Below are 19,626 nucleotides of genomic sequence, written 5' to 3' on the forward strand. Positions count from 1 at the left end.
TGAAGCGACCACATGAAAAAGGCGACCTGTCCGGTCGCCTTTTCTGTTATTTGGCCCTGGCGAAAATATCGTTGGGGCGCGTCCCGATTATTGCGGCCGTTCCTTGAGCGGGAAGCGGCGGCGTACCAGCACAAAGAACAGCGGCACGAAGAAGATAGCCAGCACCGTGGCGGAAATCATCCCGCCCATCACCCCGGTGCCGACGGCATGCTGGCTGCCGGAGCCCGCCCCGGTGCTGGTGGCCATCGGCAGTACGCCGAAGATAAACGCCAGCGAGGTCATCAGGATCGGCCGCAGACGCTGGCGGCAGGCGGAGAGCGTGGCGGTAAGCAGATCTTCGCCTTTCTGATTCAGCTCATTGGCAAATTCGACAATAAGAATGGCGTTCTTCGCCGACAGGCCGATAACCGTCAGCAGGCCTACCTGGAAATAGACATCGTTTTCCAGACCGCGCATCCAGGTCGCCAGCAGCGCGCCGATAACCCCCAGCGGTACCACCAGCATCACCGAGAACGGCACCGACCAGCTTTCATACAGCGCCGCCAGGCACAGGAACACCACCAGCAGCGAAATGGCGTACAGCGCCGGCGCCTGCGCCCCGGAGAGCCGCTCCTGATAAGACATCGCCGTCCATTCGAGACCAAAGCCGTTCGGCAGCTGCTGGGCCAGCTCTTCCATAATCGTCATGGCGGTACCGGTACTGACGCCCGGCGCGGCTTCACCGACGATCTCTACCGCCGAGTAGCCGTTGTAGCGCTCCAGACGCGGCGAGCCGGTCTCCCAGCGCGAGGTCGCGAAGGCGGAGAAGGGCACCATCGTACCGCTGCTGTTGCGCACGTACCACAGGTTGATATCGTCCGGCAGCATGCGATACGGCGCGGCCGCCTGAACGTAGACCTTCTTCACGCGGCCGCGATCCATAAAGTCGTTGACGTAGCTTGACCCCCACGCGGTCTGCAGGGTGTCGTTGATATCGTCGATAGAGACGCCCAGCGCCTGCGCTTTACGCTGATCGATGTCCACCTGAAGCTGCGGACTATCGTCGAGGCCGTTGTGGCGGACGCGGGTGAGCTGGTTATTTTTGCCGGCCAGCTCCAGCAGGGTATCGCGGGCGGCCATCAGCGCTTCGTGTCCGTTGCCCGCGTGATCCTCCAGCTCCATATCGAAACCGGCGGAGCTGCCCAGACCGCTGATGGCCGGCGGACTGCTGGCAAAGACGCGCGCTTCTTTAATTTTGTTAAACGCTTTGGTTGCGCGTTCGATGATGGCGAAAGATGAACCGGTTGTGGGATCGCGTTCGTCCCAGTCCTTCAGGCGTACGAACATACGCGCCACGTTCTGGCCGTTGCCGCCGGGGCCGGAGCCGATGGTCGCGAACACCGATTCGACGTTTTGCTTCTCATTGTTCAGGAAGTAGTCTTCCGCCTGCTGCACCACCTTCAGGGTTTGCTGTTGGGTTGAGCCGCTCGGCAACTGCACCGAAGTGGTAAACATGCCGCGGTCTTCCAGCGGCAGGAATGACGTGGGCAGATGCAGAAACAGAAAGACCATCCCGCCCAGCAGCAGGACGTAGATCATTATCCAGCGCAGCGAACGATGAAGAATTTTGCCGACCGCGGTTTCGTAGCGGCTGGCGTTACGGTTAAATGTGCGGTTAAACCAGCCAAAAAAGCCCCGCTGCCCGTGGGTTTCGCCTTTATGAACGGGTTTAAGCAATGTGGCGCACAGCGCCGGGGTGAGGATCATCGCCACCAGCACCGACAGCACCATCGCCGAGACGATGGTAATCGAGAACTGGCGGTAGATCGCGCCGGTGGTGCCGCCGAAGAAGGCCATCGGCACAAATACCGCCGATAGCACCATGGCGATACCGACCAGCGCGCCCTGAATCTGCCCCATTGATTTTCGCGTCGCTTCACGCGGCGAGAGGCCCTCCTCGCTCATGATACGCTCGACGTTCTCTACCACCACGATGGCATCGTCCACCAGCAGGCCTATCGCCAGCACCACCGCGAACATGGTTAAGGTGTTGATGCTGTAGCCGCAGGCGTAAAGGACGGCAAAGGTTCCCATCAGCACCACCGGAACGGCGATGGTCGGGATCAGCGTGGCGCGGAAGTTCTGCAGGAACAGATACATCACGAGAAAGACCAGCGCGATGGCTTCAAGCAGCGTTTTCACGACGTCGGTAATCGACGCCTTAACGAATGAGGTGGTTTCGTAAGCGACTTTATATTCCAGGCCGTGCGGGAAATATTGCGACAGCTCGTTCAGACGGCTGATGACGCGTTCAGCGGTCGCCATTTCGTTTGCGCCAGAGGCCAGCTTAACCCCCAGCCCGGACGCCGCCTGGCGGTTGTAGCGGCTGAGGTAATCGTATTTTTCCGCCCCCATCTCGACGGTGGCGACGTCGCCAAGGGTGACTTCCGAACCGTCCTGATTAACCCGCAGGGTAATATCACGGAACTGTTCCGGCGTTTGTAACAGCGATTGTGAATTAATCGTCGCGTTGAGCGCCTGTTTATCCACTGACGGCGTGCCGCCCAGCTGGCCGACGGCGATCTGCGCGTTTTGCGAAGAGATGGCATCAGTGACGTCTTTCGCCGTCATCTGAAAGCTGTTGAGTTTGGCCGGATCGAGCCAGATGCGCATCGAATACTGCGAACCATAGGCGTCAATATCTCCGACGCCGTTGACCCGGCTGAGCGGGTCCTGAATATTACTGGCGACGTAGTCGGCGATATCCTGTTTATCCATACTGCCGTCGGTAGAGACGAAGGCGATCGTCAGGATATTGGTATCCCCGGTTTTACGCACCGTTACGCCCTGGTTCTGGACGGCCTGCGGCAGTTTGCGCATCGCCGACTGTAGCTGGTTCTGCACCTGCTGGACCGCTTCATCCGGATCGGTCCCGGCGGTAAAGCTCAGCGTCACGGTGGCCTGGCCGGTGCCGCTGCTCTGGGATGACATATACATCAGGTTATCGAGGCCGGTCATATTTTGCTCGATAACCTGGGTGACCGTATTTTCCAGCGTCTGTGCCGAAGCGCCCGGATAGTTCGCTGTGATCCGTACGTTAGGCGGGGCAAGGTCGGGATATTGCTCAACGGGAAGCGACAAAATTGCGAGCGTACCGGTCAGGCATAAAAGTATTGCCAGTACCCACGCAAAAATGGGGCGATCGATAAAAAAATTCGCCATCAGAATTAGGACCTCATTTTGCACATTTTTTTGTTATTGCACAGCCTGTGACACTCTAGCGGCAAGCCCTCAGGCAATCGTGGAGAAAATAAGGAGATAGTGTAATTTATCGTGTGCCTTTTATGGCAGCGTAAAGAACTCTCTTTCTTCCTCTATCTGCTCCTTCCTTTCGGCGCGCCGCCGCGGTGGCGCATACGTAGCGCATTATTACTTAGCTAAATAAAACGTGATTTCATTTAAGTCAAAAAAATTGATCCACCTCGGGTTATTACCAAAAAATCGGCAACCTGTGCAAATGCACATTGTTCCGGCACCGTTTTGTCGGGTAATAGATAAGCATGCGAATTGAGGGGTTATTCACCACGAAGACTGAAGGATGTCATGAACCACTTTATTTTAAGCGATAGTCATAAGTGCATCGGATGCAAGGCTTGTGAAGTTGCCTGCGTCATGGCGCACAACGATGAGCAGCATGTTTTGACCCCGCAGCGTTTTTTGCCGCGCATTACGGTTATCAAAAACGAGCAAAAACGTAACGCCGTAACCTGCCACCATTGTGAAGGGGCGCCGTGCGCCCGCAGTTGTCCCAATGGCGCCATCAGCCAGCTTAACGACAGCGTCCAGGTTAATCAGGAGAAATGCATCGGCTGTAAATCCTGTATGGTTGCCTGCCCGTTTGGCGTGATGCAAATCGTCCTGACGCCGGTACAGGAGGAGAGGGTCAAAGCGACGGCGCATAAATGCGATTTGTGCAGCGGTCGCGAAGAGGGGCCCGCCTGCGTACAAAACTGCCCGGCCGAAGCGCTGGTGCTGGCAACGGACAGCACGCTGGTGAATCTGGCGAAACAGCGGCGTCAGCGCGCGGCGCGTCTTGGCCACCCCGGCGCGGCGATGGCGCCTTGCTCCGCGGGCAAAGTCGCGCAGATGGCCGCGACGCCGCCGCGCGGCGAGCCCGACAAGCTATCCGCCGAGGCGCGTAAGGCCAATTTTAGCGAAATTTATCTGCCGTTCAGCGCCGGGCAGGCCAACCGCGAGGCGGAGCGCTGCCTGACGTGCGGCGAGCACAGCATTTGTGAATGGACCTGTCCGCTGCATAACCATATTCCGCAGTGGATTGAACGCGTGAAAGAGGGGGATATTTCCGCCGCCGTGGAGCTTTCTCACCAGACCAACTGCCTGCCGGAAATTACCGGCCGCGTCTGCCCGCAGGATCGCCTGTGCGAAGGGGCCTGCACGCTGCGCGATGAGCACGGTTCGGTGACTATCGGCAACATTGAACGCTATATCTCCGACCAGGCGCTGGCCAACGGCTGGCGGCCGGATCTTTCTCAGGTCGTTGAAAGCGGCAAGCGGGTGGCGATTATCGGCGCGGGTCCTGCCGGGCTCGCCTGCGCCGACCGTCTGGTGCGTAACGGCGTGAGTCCGGTGGTCTTTGACCGTCACCCGGAAATTGGCGGTCTGCTGACCTTTGGTATTCCGGCCTTTAAGCTGGATAAATCTCTGCTTGCCCGGCGGCGGGAAATCTTTACCCAGATGGGCGTGCGCTTTGAGCTGAACTGCGAGATAGGCAAAGATATCCCGCTGACGACGCTGCTTGATGACTATGACGCGGTATTTATTGGCGCCGGCACCTATCGCTCGATGAAAGCGGATCTGCCGAATGAAGACGCGCCCGGCGTATATGACGCGCTGCCGTTCCTGATTGCTAACACCAAACAGGTGATGGGGCTGCTTGAGCTGCCGGAAGAGCCTTACGTTAACACCGAAGGGCTGAACGTCGTGGTGCTCGGCGGCGGCGATACGGCGATGGACTGCGTGCGTACCGCGCTGCGCCACGGCGCGAAGCAGGTTACCTGCGCCTATCGTCGCGATGAAGCCAATATGCCCGGTTCGAAGAAAGAGGTGAAAAACGCGCGCGAAGAGGGGGCGCAGTTTGAATTTAACGTCCAGCCGGTCACCCTGGAGCTGAACGAGAAGGGACACGTCAACGGCGTACGCTTTCTGCGTACCCGGCTGGGCGCGCCGGACGCTCAGGGGCGCCGCAGCCCGTCGCCAATCCCCGGAAGCGAGTTTGTCATGCCCGCCGACGCGGTGATCATGGCCTTTGGTTTCCATCCGCACGGTATGCCGTGGCTGGAATCGGTGGGCGTTAAGCTCGACAGCCGGGGTCGAATCAAGGCCAATGTGGAAAGCCGCTACCGCTACCAGACCACCCATCGCAAAGTATTTGCCGGCGGCGATGCGGTACGTGGCGCCGATCTGGTGGTGACCGCCATGGCGGAAGGCCGCCATGCGGCGCAGGGGATAATGGACTTCCTCGAGGTTAAATCGATTCCGCTTCACTGACGACAAAGCGGGCTTCACAGCGTAGTATGGCATCGTCATTTCACGCTGTGGGGCTCGTATGTCACTCAATATCAACGTTATCAAAGATAAAATCCTCTCCGAAAACTGGTTCCTTTTGCGCAACATGACCTATGAACTGACGCGCAGCGACGGCAGCGTGGTTCGCCATAGACGCGAAGTCTACGATCGCGGCAACGGCGCTACCATCTTGCTGTATAACCGCCATAAGCAGACCGTCGTGCTGGTTCGCCAGTTCCGCATCGCGACCTGGGTAAACGGCAACGAAGACGGGATGCTGATTGAAACCTGCGCCGGGCTGCTGGACAGCGATGAGCCGGAGGAGTGCGTGCGCAAAGAAGCCATTGAAGAGACCGGTTTCGAAGTCGGTGAAGTGCGCAAACTGTTTGAACTGTTTATGTCGCCCGGCGGCGTCACCGAGCTTATCTATTTCTTTATTGCCGAATATAACGATACTCAGCGGGCCAACGATGGCGGCGGCGTTGATGATGAAGATATTGAGGTGCTGGAGCTCCCTTATCATCGCGCGCTGGAGATGATGGCGAACGGGGAGATCCGCGATGGCAAAGCGGTGATCCTGCTGCAATATTTGCAAACCTCCGGGCTGATGAACGGGGATCTCTGATAAATCCGATTGAGTAAAACCTCGACGCTGGTGAACATAGCCGCTGTGTATGGCGTTTTCTCCGGGGTTGTGCCGCTCATGTTGCATCGGGTTATGTTGTTTCTGCTTTTCGGTTTACTGCCGACGTCGCTGGTGCGGGCGGCGCCGGCACAACAGCTCTTCAATGACTGGCAGGTAACCTGCAACAATCAGAACTTCTGCGTGGCCCGCAACGTCGGGCTGCATCACGGCCTGGTCATGACCCTCACCCGCAGCGCCGGGGCGGCTACCAGCGCCAGCCTGCGCATTGAACTCGGCGGCGTGGGCAATCCGGTCGCGGCGCTGGCGCCGATTGCGCCGCGCCTTCGCCTCGATGGTAAACCCCTGTCTCTGGGCGATAAACATTGGCAGACCGCCGACAAACTGCTTGAAACCGACGATAGCGTCACCATTGATGCCTTTCTGCAGCAGGTGCAGGCAGCAAAGGCGATAACCCTCGAAAATGGCCTGCAGGCCATCTCTTTACAGGGGCTGAAAGCCGCCCTGCTGTTTATCGATAGCCGGCAGAAGCGCGTGGGGAGCGAAACCGCGTGGGTAGGGAAGGGGGAAGAGCCGCCGCTCAGCGTTCCGCCCGCCCCGGCGCTGCGCTCGGTGGCGAGAATCGACGTGGCGGAGTCCCCCCTCAGCCGCGATGAACTTAACGATCTCATGGATTATGGCAACGAGCGCATGAACAGCAGCGCCTGTTCGCTGGATCCGTTTCGCCGCGAGGTGCGGGTTGCCGCGCTGACCGACGATAGGGTGCTGCTGATGACCAGCTGCGAAGCGGGCGCCTACAACACCATTTGGCTGGCCTGGCTGGTGTCGCGCCAGCGGCCGTATATTGCTCATCCGGTACGGCTCACTCTGCCTTTCCAGCCCCCCGGCGACGGGCCGCGCGATGTCGAACTGGTAAACGCCCGCTACGACGATCGACGCCAGGAACTGGTGACGCTGGATAAAGGGCGCGCGCCCGGCGACTGCGGGACGCAAACGCGCTGGCGCTATGACGGCCAGCGGTTTAGCCTGGTACGCTACGCGCGGCAGCCGCAGTGCGATAACTGGCAGGGGCCAGACGCCTGGCCCACGCTCTGGGTTACCCGTTCAGTACCTCGTCCCCCACGGTAACGATATGCTCAACGGTAAAGCCGAAGTAAGGGAAGAGCTTATCCGCGGGGGCCGATTCACCGTAGCCGGTCATGCCGACGATTTTGCCTTTTAGCCCCACATACTTATACCAGTAGTCGGCGATGCCGGCCTCAACCGCGACGCGGGCGCTGACGTCCGACGGCAGGACCGATTCCCGGTAGGCTTCCTCCTGGGCATCAAACACGTCGGTCGATGGGAGGGAGACCACGCGCACGTTCACCCCTTTGGCCAGCAGCTTCTCCGCCGCCAGCACGGTGATCTCGACTTCCGAACCGGTAGCTATCAGTATCAGGTCCGGCTTGCCGCCAGCGTCCTTCAGCACGTAGCCGCCGCGGGCGATATTCTGTACCTGCTCCGGCGTGCGCGCCATTTGCGCCAGATTTTGCCTTGAGAGGATCAGCGCCGTCGGCCCGCTGTGACGTTCGACCGCCTGCTTCCACGCCACCGCGGCCTCCACCTGATCGCACGGTCGCCAGGTGCTGAAGTTTGGCGTCAGGCGCAGGCTGGCCAGCTGTTCTACCGCCTGGTGCGTCGGACCATCTTCGCCGAGACCGATGGAATCGTGGGTATAGACCATGATTTGCCGCGCTTTCATCAGCGCCGCCATACGCGCCGCGTTGCGGGCATATTCGACGAACATCAGGAAGGTGGCGGTATAGGGGACAAACCCGCCGTGATGCGCGATGCCGTTGGCGATGGCCGTCATCCCGAACTCGCGTACGCCGTAGTGGATATAGTTACCCGCCGGATCCTCTTTCAGCGAAGTCGATCCTTTCCAGATGGTCAGGTTGCTGGGCGCGAGGTCAGCGGAGCCGCCCAGCAGTTCCGGCAGATGCGGGCCGTAGGCATCGAGGGCATTTTGCGAAGCCTTGCGGGTGGCGATTTTCGCCGGGTTAGCCTGCAGATCGGCAATATACTTCCGCGTCGTTTCATTCCACGACTCAGGCAGTCCGCCGCTCATGCGCCGCGTAAACTCCGCCGCCAGCTGCGGATGGGCCTGCTGATAGGCGGCAAACTTCTCCTCCCAGCTTTTCTGCGCCTTTTGTCCCTTTTCACGCGCGTCCCAGGCCCGGTAGATCTCTTTCGGGATCTCAAACGCCGGGTGATGCCAGCCCAGCTGCTGGCGCGCCAGCGCCACTTCCTGTTCTCCCAGCGCCGCGCCGTGTGCCTCTTCTTTCCCGGCTTTATTCGGTGAACCAAAGCCTATCACCGTACGGCAGATAATCAGCGAGGGTTTGTCCTTCACGCTCTGGGCTTCCAGAATCGCTTTCTTCACGGCTTCGGGGTCGTGGCCGTCAATTTCATGCACCACATGCCAGTGATAGGCCTCGAAGCGTTTTGCCGTGTCATCGGTAAACCAGCCTTTGGTTTCGCCATCAATGGAAATGCCGTTGTGGTCGTAGAAGCCGATCAGCTTGCCTAGTCCTAACGTCCCCGCCAGAGAGCACACTTCGTGAGAAATCCCCTCCATCAGGCAGCCATCGCCCATAAACACGTAGGTGAAGTGATCGACGATCTCATGGTCTGGCTGATTAAACTGGGCCGCCAGCGTGCGCTCGGCGATAGCCAGGCCCACGGCATTTGCCAGTCCTTGCCCCAGCGGACCGGTGGTGGTTTCCACTCCCGGCGTATAGCCAATCTCCGGGTGGCCCGGGGTTTTTGAATGCAGCTGACGGAAGTTTTTTATCTCTTCGATGGGCAGGTCATAGCCCGTCAGATGCAGCAGGCTGTAGAGCAGCATCGACGCGTGGCCGTTGGAGAGAATAAAGCGGTCGCGATCGTACCATTGCGGGTTTTCAGGATTGTGCTTGAGGAAATCGTTCCATAGCACCTCGGCGATATCGGCCATACCCATTGGCGCGCCGGGGTGGCCGGAGTTGGCTTTCTGGACTGCATCCATACTCAGGGCGCGGATGGCGTTGGCTAGTTCTCTACGGGACATAATGTGCTCCTGAAACAATAGGTTACATGAGTTTTTATTGGATTAGGATAGAGAGGGTGATGAGTTGCATAACTAAAAAGCATAGCAGACGGGGCTATCCTTGCTTCTGAAACTAAGTTACATAAACAATATAAATCGATAACAAATATAACTTTGTTATGGCGAGAGTTTGGCGGTGTTCAAAGTTTACGAAGCCGTCAGGCGAGATACTAGGTGGCCCTTTAGGGTGAACACCAGGTACGCGATAACGTTTCACCCCCTACGATCGATACGTGAAAGGAACGATAAAATGGATGAGCAGTTAAAACAAAGCGCCCTTGATTTCCACGAATTCCCGGTCCCCGGAAAAATCCAGGTCTCCCCGACAAAACCGCTGGCTACCCAACGCGATCTGGCCCTGGCCTACTCGCCGGGCGTCGCCGCGCCCTGTCTGGAAATCGAGAAGGATCCGCTGGCAGCCTATAAATATACCGCGCGCGGCAACCTTGTGGCGGTGGTCTCCAACGGCACGGCCGTTCTGGGGCTGGGCAATATCGGCGCGCTGGCCGGTAAGCCGGTGATGGAAGGCAAAGGCGTTCTGTTTAAAAAATTCGCTGGTATCGATGTGTTCGATATTGAAGTCGATGAACTGGACCCGGACAAATTTATCAACGTCGTCGCGGCGCTGGAGCCGACCTTCGGCGGTATCAACCTTGAAGATATCAAAGCGCCGGAGTGCTTCTACATCGAGCAAAAGCTGCGCGAGCGCATGAATATTCCGGTTTTCCATGACGATCAGCACGGGACAGCGATTATCAGTACCGCGGCGATTCTTAACGGTCTGCGGGTGGTGGAGAAAAACATCTCCGACGTGCGGATGGTGGTCTCCGGCGCGGGCGCGGCGGCGATTGCCTGTATGAACCTGCTGGTGGCGCTGGGGATGCAGAAACACAACATCGTGGTCTGCGACTCGAAAGGCGTTATCTATAAGGGCCGCGAGCCGAATATGGCGGAGACGAAAGCGGCCTATGCGGTTGAAGACAGCGGCAAACGCACGCTGGATGACGTGATTGACGGAGCGGACATTTTCCTCGGCTGCTCGGGCCCGAAAGTGCTGACTCAGGAGATGGTGAAGAAAATGGCCCGCGCGCCGATGATTCTGGCGCTGGCTAACCCGGAGCCGGAGATTCTGCCGCCGCTGGCGAAAGAGGTGCGCTCCGACGCCATTATTTGTACCGGCCGCTCCGACTATCCGAACCAGGTGAACAACGTGCTGTGCTTCCCGTTCATCTTCCGCGGCGCGCTGGACGTCGGCGCAACGGCGATTAACGAAGAGATGAAGCTGGCGGCGGTGCACGCGATTGCCGAGCTGGCGCACGCTGAACAGAGCGAAGTGGTGGCCTCCGCCTACGGCGATCAGGATCTGAGCTTCGGCGCGGAATATATCATTCCGAAGCCGTTCGACCCGCGGCTGATCGTCAAGATTGCTCCGGCAGTAGCGAAAGCGGCGATGGACTCCGGCGTCGCGACCCGCCCGATCGCCGATTTTGATGCGTACATCGAGAAGCTCAGCGAGTTCGTCTACAAAACGAACCTGTTTATGAAGCCGATTTTCTCGCAGGCGCGCAAAGAGCCGAAGCGGGTGGTACTGGCGGAAGGCGAAGATACCCGCGTACTGCACGCGACTCAGGAGCTGGTCTCCCTTGGGCTGGCGAAACCGATTCTGATCGGTCGTCCCGGCGTCATTGAGATGCGCATCCAGAAGCTGGGACTGCAGATCAAAGCCGGGGTTGATTTTGAGATCGTCAATAACGAATCCGATCCGCGCTTCAAAGAGTACTGGAATGAATATTACACCCTGATGAAGCGCCGCGGGATCACCCAGGAGCAGGCGCAGCGGGCGGTGATCAGCAACACTACGGTCATTGGCGCGATCATGGTGCAGCGCGGCGAAGCCGATGCGATGATCTGCGGCACCATCGGTGACTATCACGAGCACTACAGCGTCATTCAGCCGCTGTTTGGCTACCGCGAAGGGGTTCATGCGGCCGGGGCGATGAACGCGCTGCTGCTGCCGAGCGGCAACACCTTTATCGCCGACACCTACGTCAACCACGATCCCTCGCCGGAGCAAATTGCTGAGATCACCCTGATGGCGGCAGAAACCGTTCGTCGATTCGGGATTGAACCGCGGGTGGCGCTGCTGTCGCACTCGAACTTTGGTTCCTCGGACTGCCCGTCCGCCAGCAAAATGCGTCAGGCGCTGGAGCTGGTGAAGGCGCAGGCGCCGGAGCTGATGATCGATGGCGAAATGCACGGCGATGCCGCGCTGGTGGAAAGCATTCGTAATGAGCGGATGCCGGACAGCCCGCTGAAAGGTTCGGCCAATATTCTGGTGATGCCGAATATGGAAGCGGCGCGTATTAGTTACAACTTACTTCGCGTCTCCAGCTCTGAAGGCGTCACCGTCGGACCGGTGCTGATGGGCGTCGCAAAGCCGGTGCATATCCTGACGCCAATTGCTTCGGTACGGCGTATCGTGAATATGGTCGCGCTGGCGGTTGTTGAAGCGCAAACTCAGCCGCTGTAATTTTCATTTAATTATTTCAGGCGCGGGAATTCTCCCGCGCTTTTTTATTTCTGTTTAAAAGTGATCTATCTCACCTTTCAAATCAACTTGCCGAATTTTGTTATTTACTCCAGCGGAAACTTGTCACGATAAGCGCAAGTTTTAGCGGAGCGGTGAGCCATGGATAAAGAACGCATCATTCAGGAATTTGTACCCGGCAAGCAGGTGACGCTGGCGCATCTGATTGCGCACCCGGGGGCAGAACTGGCGAAAAAGATCGGCGTTCCCGAATCTGGCGCTATCGGCATTATGACCTTAACCCCTGGAGAAACCGCCATGATCGCCGGTGATTTAGCGATGAAGGCCGCCGATGTGCATATCGGTTTTCTCGACCGGTTTAGCGGCGCGCTGGTGATTTATGGCTCGGTCGGCGCGGTAGAAGAGGCGCTGCTGCAGACGGTGAGCGGGCTTGGCCGATTATTAAATTACACCCTCTGCGAGTTAACCAAAAGCTAATTAGAGGCGGCAATGAAACGTATTGCATTTGTCGGTACGGTGGGTGCGGGAAAAACAACGCTATTTAATGCGTTGCAGGGGAATTATTCCCTCGCGAGAAAAACGCAGGCCGTGGAATTTAACGAGAAAGGCGATATTGACACCCCGGGGGAATATTTCAGTCATCCGCGCTGGTACCACGCATTAATTACCACGCTGCAGGATGTCGATACGTTGATTTATGTCCACGCGGCAAATGATACCGAAAGTCGCTTACCCGCCGGGCTACTGGATATTGGCGCGAATAAACGACATATCGCCGCGATCAGCAAAACGGATATGCCGGACGCCGACGTCGCCGCGGTGCGGCAACTGCTGTACGGGATGGGGTTTCAGGAGCCGATTTTCGAACTCAACGCTCACGACCCGCAAAGCGTAGAGCATCTGGTGAATTACCTGAGTGAGCTCAGCCAAAAGGAGGAAGGGGCAGGTGAAGAAACTTATCACAGCTAACGATATTCGTGCGGCCCACGCGCGAGGCGAAGAGGAAATATCGGTTGTGCTGCGCGCCAGCATCATCACCCCGGAAGCCCGCGAAGTCGCGGAGCTGCTGGGCGTCGCCATCCAGGAGTGGGATGAATCCGCGCCAGAGCCGGCAGTCCCGGCGGCAGAGGAAAAAACCGAAAGCCAGCGCATTCGCGAAACCATTATCGCGCAGCTGCCGGAAGGGCAGTTTACCGAAAGCCTGGTGGCGCAGCTGATGGAAAAAGTGATGAAGGAGAAGCAGTCGCTGGGGATGGACGCTATGCAGCCCAGCTTTAAGGCGGTCACCGGTAAAGGCGGCGTAAAGGTCATTGACGGCAGCAGCGTGAAATTCGGCCGCTTCGACGGCGCCGAACCGCACCGCGTCGGCTTAACGGATTTGGTCACCGAGCAGGACGGCAGCAGCATGGCCGCCGGGTTTATGCAGTGGGAAAACGCCTTCTTCCCCTGGACGCTGAACTATGACGAGGTCGACATGGTGCTGGAGGGCGAACTCCACGTGCGCCATGAAGGTGAAACCATGGTGGCCAAAGCCGGGGACGTGATGTTTATCCCGAAAGGTTCGAGCATTGAATTCGGCACGCCGTCGACCGTGCGCTTCCTGTACGTCGCCTGGCCTGCGAACTGGCAATCGCTATGAAAGATTTTATTACCGAAGCCTGGCTCAGAGCGAACCATACGCTCAGCGAAGGGGCAGAAATTCATCTGCCCGCCGACGCCCGTCTGACGCCTTCGGCCCGGGAGCTGCTGGAAAGCCGCCGTCTGCGCATTAAGTTTCTCGACGAGCAGGGCAGCCTGTTTGTCGATGACGACGCGCAGCAGCCGCAGCCGGTACACGGTTTAACCAGCAGCGGTACGCATCCGCAGGCCTGCTGCGAGCTGTGCCGCCAGCCGGTAGACAAAAAACCGGACACCCTGACCCATCTGACGGCGGAGAAAATGGTCGCCAAAAGCGATCCGCGGCTGGGCTTTCGCGCCGCCCTCGACGCCACCATCGCCCTGGCGGTATGGCTGCAAATCGAACTGGCGGAGCCCTGGCAGCCCTGGCTGGCGGATATCCGCTCGCGCCTGGGCAATATTATGCGCGCCGACGCCGTGGGTGAACCGCTGGCGGCGCAGTCTATCGTCGGGCTGAACGAGGATGAACTGCATCGCCTTTCCCACCAGCCGCTGCGCTATCTCGACCACGATCATCTGGTGCCGGAAGCCGGCCACGGCCGCGATGCCGCGCTGCTCAATCTGCTGCGCAGCAAAATACGCGAAACGGAAACGGTCGCCGCGCAGGTCTTTATTACCCGCAGTTTTGAGGTCTTACGTCCGGACATTCTGCAGGCGCTCAACCGCCTCTCCAGCACCGTCTACGTGATGATGATTTTAAGCGTGGCGAAACATCCGCTAACCGTCAGTCAGATCCAACAGCGTCTGGGAGGGGAGCAATGATTATTCAACGCGCCCGTCAACTGGCTTTACGTTCGCCCGCCCGGGTGGTGTTTGCGGACGCGCTGGATATCCGCGTCCTCAAAGCGGCGCACTACCTCCAGCAGCAGGGGCTGGCAAAGCCGATTTTGATCGCCAGCCCTTTTGCCCTGCGCCAGTTCGCCCTCAGCCACCGCCTGCCGATGGACGGTATGCAGATCGTCGACCCGCACAGCAACCGGCAAATGCGCGAAGCGTTTGCCCGGCGCTGGCTTGCCCGCGCCGGAGAAAAAACGCCGCCGGACGCGGAGGAAAAACTCAACGACCCGCTGATGTTCGCCGCCGCCATGGTCAGCGCCGGGAAGGCCGACGTGTGTATTGCCGGCAATCTCTCCTCGACGGCGAACGTGCTGCGCGCCGGATTACGCATTATTGGCCTTCAGCCTGGCTGCAAAACGCTGTCGTCGATCTTTCTGATGCTGCCGCAGTACGTCGGACCGGCGCTGGGATTTGCCGACTGCAGCGTGGTGCCGCAGCCGACGGCGGCGCAGCTGGCGGATATCGCCATCGCCAGCGCGGAGACATGGCAGGCCATTACCGGCGAGGAGCCGCGGGTGGCGATGCTGTCGTTTTCCAGCAGCGGCAGCGCCCGTCATCCCAACGTCGCCAACGTACAGCAGGCCACAGAGATCGTACGTCAGCGCGCTCCACAGCTGATGGTGGATGGCGAACTGCAGTTTGACGCCGCCTTCGTGCCGGAGGTCGCCGCGCAAAAAGCGCCCGCCAGTCCGCTGCAGGGGCGGGCCAACGTGATGGTTTTTCCGTCGCTGGAAGCCGGCAACATCGGCTACAAAATCGCCCAGCGCCTGGGCGGCTATCGTGCGGTCGGGCCGCTGATTCAGGGGCTGGCCGCACCGCTCCACGACCTCTCCCGAGGCTGTAGCGTGCAGGAAATTATCGAACTGGCGTTAGTGGCAGCCGTGCCGCGCCGGAGTGACGTAAGCGGCGAGTGCCGCTTACCCACGCAGGTTGAATGAACGGTCCCGTTCTGGACCCCCTTAAGTAAGAGGAAAACACAATGGAAGCATTAGGAATGATTGAAACCCGGGGCCTGGTTGCGCTGATTGAGGCCTCTGATGCGATGGTGAAAGCCGCGCGCGTGAAGCTGGTTGGCGTGAAGCAGATTGGCGGCGGTCTGGTGACCGCGATGGTGCGCGGCGACGTGGCGGCCTGCAAAGCCGCTACCGATGCCGGCGCCGCTGCGGCGCAGCGCATCGGCGAACTGGTCTCGGTGCACGTGATTCCGCGTCCGCACGGCGATCTGGAGGAGGTGTTCCCCATCAGTTTTAAAGGCGACAGCAACATCTGATGGTCGGGCCGGATAAGACGCGCCAGCGTTGCCCTCCGGCATTAACGCGCGCCATTGCCTGATGGCGCTGCGCTTATCCGGCCCACGACTTACCACGCAATTCAGGGAGGCGGTATGAAACTGGCAGTCGTCACGGGACAGATTGTCTGCACCGTCCGCCATCAGGGGCTGGCGCACGACAAGCTGCTGATGGTGGAGATGATTGATGCCGCGGGCAAGCCCGACGGGCAGTGCGCCGTCGCCATCGACAGCATCGGCGCGGGGCCCGGCGAATGGGTGCTGCTGGTGAGCGGAAGCTCGGCGCGACAGGCACACCGCAGCGAGGCGTCTCCTGTCGATTTGTGCGTCATCGGTATCGTCGATGAAGCGGTGGCCGGCGGTCAGGTGATTTTCCATAAATAGGACTGAACATCATGAATCAACAGGATATTGAACAGGTGGTGAAAGCGGTACTGCTGAAAATGACGGCCAGCAGCCAGCCGGACGACGCCGTTCATGAGATGGGCGTCTTTGCCTCCCTGGATGACGCCGTCGCGGCGGCAAAGGTGGCCCAGCAGGGGCTGAAAAGCGTGGCGATGCGCCAGCTGGCGATTCACGCCATCCGTGAGGCGGGCGAAAAACATGCCAGAGAATTAGCGGAGCTTGCCGTCAGCGAAACCGGCATGGGTCGCGTTGAAGATAAATTTGCCAAAAACGTGGCCCAGGCGCGCGGCACGCCGGGCGTGGAGTGCCTCTCTCCGCAGGTGCTCACCGGCGATAACGGCCTGACGCTGATTGAAAACGCGCCCTGGGGCGTGGTGGCCTCGGTCACCCCCTCCACCAACCCGGCGGCGACGGTAATTAATAACGCCATCAGCCTGATTGCCGCGGGCAATAGCGTGGTGTTCGCCCCGCATCCGGCGGCGAAAAGGGTTTCCCAGCGGGCGATTATGCTGCTCAACCAGGCGGTGATTGCCGCGGGCGGTCCGGCCAATCTGCTGGTCACCGTGGCGAACCCGGACATCGAAACGGCCCAGCGGCTGTTTAAGTACCCCGGTATTGGCCTGCTGGTGGTCACCGGCGGTGAAGCGGTGGTGGAGTCCGCGCGCAAGCATACCAATAAACGTCTGATTGCCGCCGGCGCCGGTAACCCGCCGGTAGTGGTCGACGAAACGGCCGACCTGGCGCGCGCCGCGCGGTCCATCGTCAAAGGCGCCTCGTTTGATAACAACATCATCTGCGCCGACGAAAAGGTGCTGATTGTGGTCGATAGCGTCGCCGACGAGCTGATGCGCCTGATGGAAGGCCAGCAGGCGGTGAAGCTCAGCGCGGCCCAGGCCGAGCAGCTTCAGCCGGTGCTGCTGAAGAATATCGATGAGCGCGGTAAAGGTACGGTCAGCCGTGACTGGGTGGGACGTGACGCGAGCAAGATTGCCGCCGCCATCGGCCTGAACGTGCCGCCGCAGACGCGCCTGCTGTTCGTGGAAACCCCGGCCAGCCATCCATTTGCCGTGACGGAACTGATGATGCCGGTGCTCCCTGTCGTACGGGTGGCCAGCGTCGATGACGCTATCGCGCTGGCGGTGCAGCTGGAGGGCGGCTGCCACCATACGGCGGCGATGCACTCGCGCAATATCGACAACATGAATCAGATGGCGAACGCCATTGATACCAGCATTTTCGTTAAAAACGGGCCGTGCATCGCCGGGCTCGGGCTGGGCGGAGAGGGCTGGACCACCATGACCATCACTACGCCAACCGGGGAGGGGGTGACCAGCGCGCGCACCTTCGTTCGCCTGCGGCGCTGCGTGCTGGTGGATGCCTTCCGAATTGTATAAGGGATGACTCATGGCACACGACGAACAACGTTGGCTCACCCCCAGACTGCAAAAAGCGGCCGCCCTGTGTAATCAGACGCCTGCCGCCAGTGAATCACCGCTGTGGCTGGGCGTGGATTTAGGCACCTGCGACGTGGTGTCGATGGTTGTCGACAGCGAAGGGCAGCCGGTGGCGGTGTGTCTGGACTGGGCTGACGTCGTGCGTGACGGCATCGTCTGGGATTTCTTCGGCGCCGTCACCATCGTGCGCCGCCATCTCGATACGCTCGAACAGCAGCTTGGCTGTCGCTTCAGCCACGCGGCGACCTCGTTTCCGCCGGGCACCGACCCGCGTATTTCGATCAACGTACTCGAATCTGCCGGACTGGAAGTTAGCCACGTGCTGGATGAACCGACCGCGGTGGCGGATCTGCTACAGCTCGACAACGCGGGCGTGGTGGATATCGGCGGCGGCACCACCGGGATCGCTATCGTCAAACGGGGCGAGGTGACGTACTCCGCCGATGAAGCGACCGGCGGTCACCATATCTCCCTGACCCTCGCCGGTAACCGCCGCATCCCGCTGGAAGAGGCGGAGCAGTACAAGCGCAGCAACGCCCAGGAGATCTGGCCGGTGGTGAAGCCGGTATACGAAAAGATGGCCGAGATTGTTGCTCACCATATCGAAGGCCAGGGCATTGCTGATTTATGGCTGGCGGGCGGCTCCTGTATGCAGCCGGGCGTGGACGCGCTGTTTCGCAAGCGCTTCCCGGAATTACGGGTGCATTTACCGCAGCACAGCCTGTTTATGACCCCGCTGGCGATAGCCAACAGCGGGAGAGAGAAAGCGGAGGGAATCTATGCAAGCTGAACTGCAGACGGCGCTCTTTCAGGCATTCGATACCCTGAATCTGCAGCGGGTGAAAACCTTCAGCGTGCCGCCGGTGACGCTGTGCGGCCTCGGCGCGCTGAGCGCCTGCGGTCAGGAAGCGCAAGCGCGAGGCGTAAGCCATCTGCTGGTGATGGTCGACAGTTTCCTGCATCAGGCGGGAATGACCGCCGGGCTTGCGCGCAGCCTGGCGATGAAGGGGGTGGCGATGACCGTCTGGCCCTGTCCGCCGGGAGAGCCGTGCATTACCGACGTCTGCGCGGCGGTGGCGCAGCTGCGCGAATCGAAGTGCGACGGCGTGGTGGCCTTTGGCGGCGGTTCGGTGCTTGACGCGGCGAAAGCGGTCGCGCTGTTGGTCACTAACCCGGAGCAGACGCTCAGCGCGATGACGGAAAGCAGCGTACTGCGCCCGCGTCTGCCGCTCATTGCGGTGCCGACCACCGCCGGAACCGGCTCGGAAACCACCAACGTGACGGTGATTATCGATGCGGTCAGCGGGCGCAAGCAGGTGCTGGCGCACGCCTCGCTCATGCCCGACGTGGCGATTCTCGACGCCGCCCTGACCGAAGGCGTTCCGCCGCCGGTGACGGCGATGACCGGGATTGACGCGCTGACCCACGCCGTTGAGGCGTACAGCGCGCTCAACGCGACGCCCTTTACCGATAGCCTGGCGCTTGGCGCGATAGCGATGATCGGCCAGGCGCTGCCGAAGGCCGTGGGCTACGGCCACGACCTCGCCGCCCGCGAAAGCATGCTGCTGGCTTCCTGTATGGCGGGAATGGCCTTTTCCAGCGCGGGTCTGGGTTTGTGTCATGCGATGGCGCATCAGCCCGGCGCGGCGCTGCATATTCCACACGGGCAGGCCAACGCCATGCTGCTGCCGACGGTAATGCGGTTTAACCGCATGGTATGCCGCGAGCGTTTCAGCCAGATCGGCCGGGCGCTGACCGCTAAAAAAACCGACGACCACGAGGCTATCGCCGCCGTTGAGGCGCTGATCGCCGAAGTCGGCCTGAGCAAACGACTCTCTGACGCCGGGGCGAAGCCCGAACATTTCAGCGCATGGGCGCAGGCGGCGCAGGAGGACATTTGTCTGCGCACCAATCCACGCACCGCCACCCGGGAGCAGATTATCGATCTGTACGCGGCGGCGCGCTGATGCGGCCATTTTCCCGGAGGCGTGTGGCTGTCCCGGCTCGCGCTGCGCTTAGCCGGGCTACAGGATCGCAGCCGTCTGCTATTCCGTAGCCCGGGTAAGGCGTTCACGCCGC

At 60.0% G+C, this 19,626-nt stretch carries 15 protein-coding genes and 1 pseudogene; 14 read left to right on the top strand and 2 right to left on the bottom strand.

Features of this window, described 5'->3' with window-relative positions; translation table 11 throughout:
- Nucleotides 1-87: 87 nt before the first annotated feature.
- Nucleotides 88-3,201, bottom strand: a complete 3,114-nt coding sequence (gene acrD / locus ACESQ2_RS20510; RefSeq protein WP_004853071.1) for a multidrug efflux RND transporter permease AcrD — start codon at nt 3,199-3,201, stop codon at nt 88-90.
- 381 nt (nt 3,202-3,582) lie between these two features.
- On the opposite strand from acrD, the gene aegA reads away from it, so the two are divergent.
- The 3 genes and pseudogenes from aegA to ACESQ2_RS20525 all read left to right on the top strand — a co-directional run bounded on the left by aegA (nt 3,583) and on the right by ACESQ2_RS20525 (nt 7,336).
- Nucleotides 3,583-5,547, top strand: a complete 1,965-nt coding sequence (gene aegA / locus ACESQ2_RS20515) for a formate-dependent uric acid utilization protein AegA (protein WP_025106618.1) — start codon at nt 3,583-3,585, stop codon at nt 5,545-5,547.
- A gap of 58 nt (nt 5,548-5,605) precedes the next feature.
- Nucleotides 5,606-6,203 (top strand): annotated as a pseudogene (gene nudK, locus ACESQ2_RS20520) (GDP-mannose pyrophosphatase NudK).
- A 65-nt stretch (nt 6,204-6,268) separates the two neighbouring features.
- Nucleotides 6,269-7,336, top strand: coding sequence for a DUF1176 domain-containing protein (locus ACESQ2_RS20525; RefSeq protein ID WP_373171180.1), 1,068 nt, complete (start codon nt 6,269-6,271; stop codon nt 7,334-7,336).
- Here ACESQ2_RS20525 and tkt read toward each other — a convergent pair.
- Nucleotides 7,305-9,299, bottom strand: coding sequence for a transketolase (gene tkt, locus ACESQ2_RS20530; protein WP_373171182.1), 1,995 nt, complete (start codon nt 9,297-9,299; stop codon nt 7,305-7,307). The two genes, ACESQ2_RS20525 and tkt, sit on opposite strands and share 32 nt — an antisense overlap.
- A gap of 289 nt (nt 9,300-9,588) precedes the next feature.
- Here tkt and maeB point away from each other — a divergent pair, with 289 nt between their 5' ends.
- The 11 genes from maeB (at nt 9,589) to eutG (ending at nt 19,514) form a co-directional block, all read left to right on the top strand.
- A complete protein-coding gene (maeB, locus tag ACESQ2_RS20535) occupies nt 9,589-11,868 on the top strand; it encodes an NADP-dependent oxaloacetate-decarboxylating malate dehydrogenase (protein ID WP_004853066.1) in 2,280 nt (759 codons plus the stop codon).
- Nucleotides 11,869-12,027: 159 nt separating this feature from the next.
- Nucleotides 12,028-12,363 carry an ethanolamine utilization microcompartment protein EutS gene (eutS, locus tag ACESQ2_RS20540; RefSeq protein WP_004123425.1) on the top strand — a complete coding sequence of 112 codons (336 nt, stop codon included), beginning with the start codon at nt 12,028-12,030 and terminating at the stop codon, nt 12,361-12,363.
- A gap of 12 nt (nt 12,364-12,375) precedes the next feature.
- Entirely contained in the window at nt 12,376-12,855 is a 480-nt protein-coding gene (eutP, locus tag ACESQ2_RS20545) for an ethanolamine utilization acetate kinase EutP (protein WP_009654912.1), read from the top strand.
- Nucleotides 12,833-13,525 (top strand): ethanolamine utilization acetate kinase EutQ, encoded by a 693-nt coding sequence (gene eutQ, locus ACESQ2_RS20550; protein WP_373171185.1) that lies wholly within the window; start codon nt 12,833-12,835, stop codon nt 13,523-13,525. The genes eutP and eutQ overlap by 23 nt, the downstream gene beginning before the upstream one ends.
- A complete protein-coding gene (gene eutT / locus ACESQ2_RS20555) occupies nt 13,522-14,325 on the top strand; it encodes an ethanolamine utilization cob(I)yrinic acid a,c-diamide adenosyltransferase EutT (RefSeq protein WP_014839175.1) in 804 nt (267 codons plus the stop codon). The genes eutQ and eutT overlap by 4 nt, the downstream gene beginning before the upstream one ends.
- Nucleotides 14,322-15,338 carry a phosphate acetyltransferase gene (pta, locus tag ACESQ2_RS20560; protein ID WP_032750862.1) on the top strand — a complete coding sequence of 339 codons (1,017 nt, stop codon included), beginning with the start codon at nt 14,322-14,324 and terminating at the stop codon, nt 15,336-15,338. Before eutT ends, pta begins: the two co-directional genes overlap by 4 nt.
- Before the next feature lie 41 nt (nt 15,339-15,379).
- On the top strand, nt 15,380-15,670 hold the full coding sequence (eutM, locus tag ACESQ2_RS20565; RefSeq protein ID WP_000387720.1) for an ethanolamine utilization microcompartment protein EutM: 291 nt from the start codon (nt 15,380-15,382) through the stop codon (nt 15,668-15,670).
- Nucleotides 15,671-15,784: 114 nt separating this feature from the next.
- Nucleotides 15,785-16,072 (top strand): ethanolamine utilization microcompartment protein EutN, encoded by a 288-nt coding sequence (gene eutN, locus ACESQ2_RS20570; RefSeq protein ID WP_004853058.1) that lies wholly within the window; start codon nt 15,785-15,787, stop codon nt 16,070-16,072.
- 11 nt (nt 16,073-16,083) lie between these two features.
- On the top strand, nt 16,084-17,487 hold the full coding sequence (locus ACESQ2_RS20575; protein ID WP_004853056.1) for an aldehyde dehydrogenase family protein: 1,404 nt from the start codon (nt 16,084-16,086) through the stop codon (nt 17,485-17,487).
- A 10-nt stretch (nt 17,488-17,497) separates the two neighbouring features.
- Nucleotides 17,498-18,337 (top strand): ethanolamine utilization protein EutJ, encoded by an 840-nt coding sequence (eutJ, locus tag ACESQ2_RS20580; protein WP_049069735.1) that lies wholly within the window; start codon nt 17,498-17,500, stop codon nt 18,335-18,337.
- Nucleotides 18,327-19,514 (top strand): ethanolamine utilization ethanol dehydrogenase EutG, encoded by a 1,188-nt coding sequence (gene eutG / locus ACESQ2_RS20585; protein ID WP_032720518.1) that lies wholly within the window; start codon nt 18,327-18,329, stop codon nt 19,512-19,514. The genes eutJ and eutG overlap by 11 nt, the downstream gene beginning before the upstream one ends.
- The last annotated feature ends 112 nt before the right edge of the window (nt 19,515-19,626 follow it).

The sequence above is a fragment of the Klebsiella sp. Q11 genome, assembly GCF_964241505.1.
Taxonomy (GTDB): domain Bacteria; phylum Pseudomonadota; class Gammaproteobacteria; order Enterobacterales; family Enterobacteriaceae; genus Klebsiella; species Klebsiella michiganensis.